Genomic DNA, 5,685 nt, shown 5'->3' on the forward strand with positions numbered 1-5,685 from the left:
GGCGTCGGAGTCGGGGTAGGGGTCGCGCCCGGTCACGACTCCGGCGGTGCCTCCGCGCGGGCGGGGCGGCCGAAGCGTACGGGGACTCCCGGCGAGTACAGCACGCTCACCGGAGCCCCGGCCGGCGCGGGCAGCCCGCCGGCCGCCATCAGGTCCTCCCCGTGTCCGACCAGCTCGGCGCGGTGCAGCGGCCAGCGCGGATGGGTGTTCGGCAGGAACAGCGGACGGCCGAGGACGGTGCTGTGCATGCCCCACCGCGCGGTCAGGAAGTGTTCCAGCGCACTGGGCTCCGCGATCGGTTCCCCGACGCGCAGTCGGATCCTGCTGTACGCGCCCCGGGGTCCCGGCCAGCGCCGCCTGCTCGTGTACGTGAGCGTGTCGCCGTCCCGGACGACGCTCATCCGGGCCCACACGTACGGCAGGTTGAAGGCGGCCCTTCCCACCAGCACGGGGAGGAGCCGGGAGGCGTCCAGGGAACGGAACACCACCCCGCGCCGGCCCCGCTCGTCCACCGAGTAGAGGCGGACGTTGGTCTCGGGGAAGGTCCCCAGGTACGGAAGGCCGGGCAGGCGGAACCAGCCGATGCGGTGCATCCGGAAGGCCACCAGCCCCGCGTAGGCCCGGCCCTCGAAGAGGTCGGGGACCGTCCCGGACGGCAACAGCGGCGCCACGTCGGCCGGGTCGGCCTCCCAGTGGAGGAAGGCGAGATCGAGCCACGATTGGGTGAGCAGCGGGTTCGGCTCGGACCGCGGCGGGTCGGGCGTCACCGGCTCCGGAGGAACGGCGGGGGTGGGCACCCCGCCAGCATCGCAGAGGACACGGTCCGCTCACGCGCGGAGGGCGCGGTCGGACCGCGTGAAGACGCCACGGTCCGACCACGCGAAGACGTCACGGTCCGCTCAGAAGACGCTCAGGCCGTAGGCGGCGAGCGGTTCGAGGACCGGCTGGTAGAACGTCACCCCGCCCGAGGAGCAGTTGCCGCTGCCGCCCGAGATCAGGCCGATGGCGGTGCTGCCCTGGAAGACCGAGCCGCCGCTGTCGCCGGGCTCGGCACAGATATTGGTCCGGCCCAGACCGGAGACCACCCCGCCGGATCCGTAGTTGACGGTCGCGTTGAGCGCGCTGACCGTACCGCAGTGCACGCCTGAGGTGGCGCCGCTGTAGCAGACGGGCTGTCCGACCACCGCGCTGCCCGCGCCGGTGATGTCCTGGTAGGTGCCGTTGTGCAGATAGACCCTGCCGTCCGCGGCGGCCGGGTCGGAGTGCCGGATCAGCCCGTAGTCGTTGCCCGGGAAGCTGGACCCGGCGCGGGTGCCGATGCTCCACGCGGAGACAGTGTTCGTGCAGTGACCGGCGGTCAGCCCGTACTTCACCCCCGTGGCGCTCTGCACGTTGAAGCCGAGCGAGCAGCGCACGCCGCCGCCGGTGATGGCCTCGCCGCCCGCGATGAGCGGGGTGAACCGGCCCGGCGTACGAGTGATCTCCAGCGCGCCCGCCGGGACCTTGACGGCCCTCCTGAGCTTCGTGACCGCTGCCGCGTCCACCCTGCTGTCCACCGTGACGACGACCTTCCCGCCCCCGGGGTCGGCGTGCCACGCGGAACCCGCGACGTCGGCCGCCCGCAGCGAGGCGTCGGCCACCGCGAACTCGGAGGCGGTCAGGGTCCCGTGGGCCGCGGGCGTTCCGTCCGCCGCCGCCGGAGCGGCGAGGGCGGTGGCGGCCAGCAGACCGGACGCGACAGCGATCACGCGGATGCGCCGGGCGATTTTGCTGTTCACAACGTCCTCCGATGGTGGGGGGCCAGGGACACGATGGTCCCGGCTGCACATTTTCCCGGCAAGACACTGAATGAGCCGCGTGGGCGGATCATGCCGTCGGCCCGGGCGTCGGCGCGCTGTTCGACGGGCAGGACGCTACCGCATCGGAGGACCGGTCCCGGTGTCCCCACGGCGCGTTGGCGCGCCTCGGGGGACCGGTGCCTCCCGAGCCCGTACCCGGCGCCGCGTCCCGCCCCCGTGGGACCGGCGCCGGGAGAGCCGTCAGGCCCGCGGCCGGGTGCCGTTGATGGCGACGCGCCGGGCGTGGCGTGAGTGCGGGAAGTAGTCCCACGTCGCGTGGTGCTGGACACACCGGTTGTCCCAGAACACCAGTGTGTCGGGCTCCCACCGCACCCGGACGTGCAGCATGGGCGTGGTGGCGATGTGCGCGTACAGCATCTCCAGCACCGCCTTGCTCTCGGCGCGCGAGAGCTGCGGGATGTGCGAGGTGTAGGCGCCGTTGACGAACAGCAGCTGCCGCCCGGTCTCGGGGTGGCGGGGGATCACCGGGTGCTCCGACTTGGCCACGACGTATCCGGGCGGCGGGGTGTGCCCCTGCCACGCGATCAGCCCGTCGTGCACGGCGGTCAGGTCGTCCAGGAGCGTCCGTATCGCCGGGGACAGGCTCTCGTAGGCCAGGTGCATGTTGGCGAAGAGGGTGTCACCGCCGCTGCCCGGCTCCGGGGTGCGGGTGACGTGGAGCATCGAGCCGAGCGACGGTTCGGCGTCGGCGGTGCCGTCGGCATGCCAGCCGGCCCCGGCGACGGCCTTCGAGTCCTTGGTCGCCACGACGTCCAGGATGTACGGGTCCCCCTCCTCGGGCGGCGGCTCCACGGGACGCAGTTCGCCGAAGTGCCCCGCGAAGCGCTTGTGGTCCTCGCCGGACAGTTTCTGGTCACGGAACACCAGCACGTGATGGGCGAGGAACGCCCGCTTCACCTCGGTCACCTGATCGTCCGTCAGCTCTTTCGAGAGATCGAGGCCGGACACCTCGGCGCCGGTCAGCGGCGTCAGCGGGGAGACGGCGATGGTGTCGTACACCTCCGGCGGCCTGGTGGTGATGCGCGCGATCGCGTCCAGCGCGAACTGTTCCATGACGTCCTCCTGAGGGGTGCGTGGATGAGGGGGTGGTGCGGGCTGCTGTCGGCCGGGTGCGGGGCCGCCGTCCCCCGACCGGACCGGCGTGGAATCACCGGGCGAGGGGAACCGGGCTCCGGTGGTAGTAGTCGAGTACGGCGTCGTCGCAGCGGAACTCCTCCCGGGTGGCGGTTCGGGCGGGGACGGGCGGCGGGGGGACGACGGTGGTACGGGGCTCCCGCCGCGGCCCGGTCGGCACACCGAGCCCGGTGAGGAGGTGCGACATGACCAGGGCCACCCCCGCCGGGGTGACCGAGCGCGGATTCGGCCCGAAGGACGTCCCGCCGAAGGGGAAGCCGGTGACGATCTCGTACGACGGGAAGTAGCCGACGTCGTCGAGTTCCTGGGCGAGCTGCCCCGCCACCGCGCGCAGCACCGACGTGGAGTAGGTGCTCGCGGTGAGGACGTGACCCCCCGTCGCGGTGGCGGTGAGCGGTACCGGCGAGACGGTGAGGAGCACGCGCAGCCCCGGGTTGACGCGCCGGGCGACCGCGACGGCGGCGGACAGGTCGCGGTGGACCTCGGGGAAGGTGAAGTTGTGGAACACGTGCCGGCCGGCGTCGAAGGTGCCGCGCACGGTGCCGGGACACACCGGGTACGTGAGGCCGCTCGCGCGGTCCCGCCAGGCCTCGGTCACTCCGAGGGTGAAGATCAGGCAGCTCGCCCGGGTCACGCCGTCACGTATCGCGGCCAGGGTCGTGCGGCGCGCGTCCCGTACCGCGTCCGGCGTGGCGTACCCGCCGGGTTCGACGGCGGGACGGAACGGATCGTGGTGGCGGCCGTTCCCGCTCCAGACCTCGGTGGGTTCCGCGCGCTCCTCCGGCGGCACCTCCTCGGGGAAGGCCCAGGTCAGCCACTGCCGCAGGGCGGCGGCGGTGGAGATGTCGCCGGTACGGAACGAGAACCGGCCGTAGTGCCGGTCCCGGCGCTCCTCCTCCGTGAGACCCGGCGGCGCGGGCTCGGCGTCGTACCACTTCATGCCCTCCGCCAGCAGGGCGGGCCCGATGTGGGCGGCGAACGAGGAGCCGGCGGTGAGGATCGGGTCGTCCTGCCCGAGGGAGAACGCCGGCGTCCACAGCCCGGGGAGGTGCGTCGGATCGGCCTCGGCGACGGCGGAGCGCCAGAAGGAGCGCGCCGGCAGTGACTCGTAGGGGTGCACAGAGGTCTCTTCCTCGGGCGGGGGCAGGCCGGTCCGGGCTCCTGCGGGGCGTGGATCAGTGGGGGTCGGGGGCGGCGGGCAGGGACGCCGTGTTGACGGCCTCGGCCACGTGCTTCACGTGGGGCGGTTTGACGAGGTCGTAGTGCGTGGTCTCCACGGACTCCCAGTGCGAGGGTTCCGGCAGGTGCGCCCGCCACGCACGTGCCTGGCTCTCCGGGGATTCCGGACACGGCAGACCGGGCACCGGTTCGCTCGCCAGCCAGAGGACGCTGGGGGTGCGGGTCAGCCGGGGCGGTTCGTGGTCCCGCAGGGTGGCGAGGTTGGCCCGGCAGCAGTGCGCGAGGCGCTCGGCGTAGACCTGGGCCTCCTTGCTCGCCGTACCGCGCCTACCCTCCTCGCCGCCGTGCCCGCCCGCCGGGCCCCGGCCGTCGGCCTGTGCCAGCTCGTGGGCGAACACCGCGCGGATCTCCTCCTCGTCGTAGGCGCCGAGGGCCGGTCCCGCGCCCGGGGACGGCGGGTCGAGGAGGTACAGCCCGTCCGCGGGACGGCCCGCGGTCTCCGCCTCGGCCGCCATCGACAACGCCACCCACGCGCCGAACGACCAGCCCGCCAGCCGCCACCGCCACTCCGCGTGGGGGAAGCGCGCCTCCAGCGCGGCGTGGTAGCGGGCGGCCCGTTCCGTGACGGACCAGGCCGGCGACCCGGGGCGGAGCAGGGCGGGGTCGGCGATGAGACAGACCGTCAGCTGCGGTTCGAGCGCCGAGACCAGCGCGCGGTACGCCTGGATGTCACCGCCGACCGGGTGGACCAGGCAGAGCAGGTCGCGCCCCGACCCGGCCTGCCAGACCTCCACGGTCACCGGGTCGCCGGGGGAGGGATCGGTGTCGGGGGAGCGGTCGAGCAGCGCCAGCAGGTCGTTGAGGGTGACCTGGTGGCCGAGGTGGAAGAGCTCCAGCTCCACGTCGTACCGGCGCTTGATCTCGGAGATCAGGTCCAGCAGGGTGAGGGAGTCCGCGCCCAGGTCGTAGAGGGACACGGCGGGGTCGAGTGTGTCGAGGCCCAGCAGGCGGCAGACGACCTCGGTCAGCTGCTCGACGGCGGGGGCGGTCTCCCGCGCGGGCCCGGTCACGATCGCCGTGGAGGCTCCTGCCGATGCCGATGCCGATGCCGATGCCGATGCCGATGGTGATGGTGATGGCGACGTCCCGGACACGCCCGGCTCGTAGAAGGCGTGCGCCTGGTCGACGGCCGTGGTGGACACCATGAGCTGCGGCAACTGGAGTTCCAGCGCGTGCCCGAAGACCCGCCGGCCCTCCTCCACCGTGAGCCCGACCGCGACGTGCGCCTGGTGGCGGGCGTCCGCGTGCAGGGTGTCCCGGGCCATGCCCACCTCCCGCCACACGTCCCAGTCGATACCGATACGGAGCGTGGTCTCCGTATCGTGCGCGCGGTACCGGGCGAAGCCGTCCAGCACCCCGTTGGCCGCCGCGTAGTCGAACTGGCCGAGGCCGCCGAACAGCGTGGCCATCGAGGAGCAGTAGGCCGCGTAGACGGGCCGATGGTCGGCGATCA

The 5,685-nt window shown here is 73.3% G+C and carries 5 protein-coding genes; all 5 read right to left on the bottom strand.

Annotated elements, in window-relative coordinates:
- Positions 1–32 precede the first annotated feature (32 nt).
- Positions 33–797: a DUF2071 domain-containing protein gene (locus tag GT042_RS11360; protein ID WP_161308591.1), complete on the bottom strand. Its 765-nt coding sequence runs from the start codon at positions 795–797 to the stop codon at positions 33–35.
- A 102-nt stretch (positions 798–899) separates the two neighbouring features.
- Complete coding sequence (locus GT042_RS11365; protein WP_345943743.1) at positions 900–1,778, bottom strand: S1 family peptidase; 879 nt, start codon at positions 1,776–1,778, stop codon at positions 900–902.
- A gap of 261 nt (positions 1,779–2,039) precedes the next feature.
- A complete protein-coding gene (locus GT042_RS11370; RefSeq protein WP_161308593.1) occupies positions 2,040–2,912 on the bottom strand; it encodes a TauD/TfdA family dioxygenase in 873 nt (290 codons plus the stop codon).
- A 94-nt stretch (positions 2,913–3,006) separates the two neighbouring features.
- Entirely contained in the window at positions 3,007–4,113 is a 1,107-nt protein-coding gene (locus GT042_RS11375) for a GSCFA domain-containing protein (protein ID WP_161308594.1), read from the bottom strand.
- A gap of 55 nt (positions 4,114–4,168) precedes the next feature.
- Positions 4,169–5,685: thioesterase domain-containing protein (locus GT042_RS11380; RefSeq protein WP_161308595.1), on the bottom strand; the 1,517-nt coding region annotated here is incomplete at its 5' end.

This window comes from Streptomyces sp. SID3212 (genome assembly GCF_009865405.1).
Taxonomy (GTDB): Bacteria; Actinomycetota; Actinomycetes; order Streptomycetales; family Streptomycetaceae; genus Streptomyces.

Excerpts from the sequence above, each read along its gene's own strand:
- GT042_RS11370 (WP_161308593.1), bottom strand. The coding sequence starts at position 2,912 with ATGGAACAGTTCGCGCTGGACGCGATCGCGCGCATCACCACCAGGCCG.